The organism is Mesorhizobium sp. M1169 (assembly GCF_040318345.1).
GTDB lineage: Bacteria > Pseudomonadota > Alphaproteobacteria > Rhizobiales > Rhizobiaceae > Mesorhizobium.
Map to the genome: position 1 here is coordinate 1 of NZ_JAMYME010000111.1, position 852 is coordinate 852.

The 852-nt window shown below is 64.4% G+C and carries 1 protein-coding gene; it reads left to right on the top strand.

What is annotated here, in order from left to right; translation table 11 throughout:
- Positions 1–852, top strand: an 852-nt coding sequence (locus tag NKH41_RS34035) for an IS256 family transposase (RefSeq protein WP_352935993.1), incomplete at both ends; no start/stop codon positions are given.

An 852-nucleotide genomic window follows, 5' to 3' on the forward strand; every position in this document is an offset into this window, starting at 1 on the left:
GAGCGGACGGCGGAGCGGACGAGTTACCGGTCCGGCTATTACGAGCGCAAGCTGGTGACGCGGGTCGGGGTGCTGGAGCTTCGCGTTCCGCAGGATCGGGCTGGCCGGTTCTCGACGGAGTTGTTTGAGCGCTACCAGCGTTCGGAGAAGGCATTGGTGTCGGCGCTGGTCGAGATGTACGTGCAGGGCGTTTCGACCCGCAAGGTGAAGGCGGTGACGGAGGAACTGTGCGGCCACTCTTTCTCGGCCTCGACGGTGAGCGAGGCGACGATGCGGCTGGATGAGGCGCTCAAGGCGTTCTTCACGCAGCGGCTCGAGGAAAGCTATCCGTATCTCATCTTGGACGCGCGCTATGAACGGGCTCGCGAGGCGGGCGTGATCGCCAGCCAGGCGGTGCTGGTGGCGATCGGCGTGGATTGGGAGGGCCGGCGCCAGGTTCTGGGCGTGGAGCTGGCCAACCGGGAGAGCCATTCGAGCTGGCGCGAGTTCGTGACGGGGCTCAAGAATCGCGGGCTCGCCGGCGTCGAGTTCGTCGTCTCCGACGACCATCCGGGGCTCAGGGCGGCAATCCGCGAAGTGCTGCCCGAAGCGGTCTGGCAGCGCTGCTACGTGCACTTCCTCAGAAACGCGCTCGACTACGTGCCGCGCAAGGTCGACGACGATTGCCTGATGGAGCTCAGATGGTTCTACGACCGGCGCGACCTTGCCGAGGTCAAACGCGACCTGGCGCAGTGGATCGCCAAATGGCAGGCCAAATACCCGAAGCTGGTCAACTGGGTGGAAGATAACATCGAGGAGACGCTGAGCTTCTATCGGCTGCCGCTAGCTCACCACAAGCACATGAAGTCGACG